Source organism: Paracraurococcus ruber (genome assembly GCF_004353985.1).
In the GTDB taxonomy this organism is placed as follows: Bacteria; Pseudomonadota; Alphaproteobacteria; order Acetobacterales; family Acetobacteraceae; genus Paracraurococcus; species Paracraurococcus ruber.
In genome coordinates this window covers 1-753 of record NZ_SMOA01000644.1, presented here as the reverse complement: position 1 = coordinate 753, position 753 = coordinate 1, and the positions used below count along the sequence as shown (strand labels likewise).

Annotated in this window: 1 protein-coding gene; it reads left to right on the top strand. The window is 81.7% G+C overall.

Features of this window, described 5'->3' with window-relative positions:
• Positions 1 to 258 (top strand): hypothetical protein (locus E2C05_RS33785; protein WP_205083294.1); only part of this gene is annotated, 258 nt, incomplete at its 5' end.
• Positions 259 to 753 lie beyond the last annotated feature (495 nt).

The following is a 753-nucleotide window of genomic DNA, read 5'->3' as shown; positions in this document are numbered from 1 at the left end:
CCGCCCGTGGCCGCGCCCCTGCCGCCGGTGGCCCGCTCGGCGCCCCCCGTCGCCGCGCCGCCGCGGGCCGCCGCGCTGGAACAGCGGGTGGCGGCGCTGGAGGCGACGCTGGCGCGGCTGCAGGCGGAGGCCGCGGCGCGCGAGGAACGTCTGGTGCAGGAGTTGCACGGGCTTCGGCAGGTGCTGCAGGCGCTGGATCGCCCCGGGTCCATCCCCGGCCGCATCCTGCCCTGGCCCCGCGCGCAGGAGCGCGCCTGAATGTCCCGCGCGCGGAAGCGCGGCCCGATGTCCCACAGGCGGGGATGCGCCTGCGCACCGCGCGCGCGGGAGCGCGCCGGCACGCACCCCGCGCCGAAGCGCGCCCCAATGCCCCATGCGCAGGAGCGCGCCCGCACCTCCCGCGCGCTGGTATCCGGCCGCGACGCCCGCCGGGGGAAACGCGGCGCGGTGAAGCACGCGCTCCGGCGCGCCCGCCAGCGAAGCGCGGTGACCCGGGCGCCGGGCCGCGCCCGGACGCCCAGCCCGCTTCCGACGCGCGAACGACCTTGGGCTGGCGCGCGCCTGCCCGCCGCCCCGGCGCGGGGCCGCGGCTGATGCTGGCGCGGCGCGGCGCCCTCTGGCTGGTCATGGCGGCGCTGGCCGGGCTGCTGCCGGCGGTGCTGCTCTCCGCCCTGCTCGCGCGGGCGGTGCTGGAACAGGCGGCGCTGGCGCGGCTGGCGGCCGAGGCGGCGGGGCTGGCTCAGGCGCTGCAGG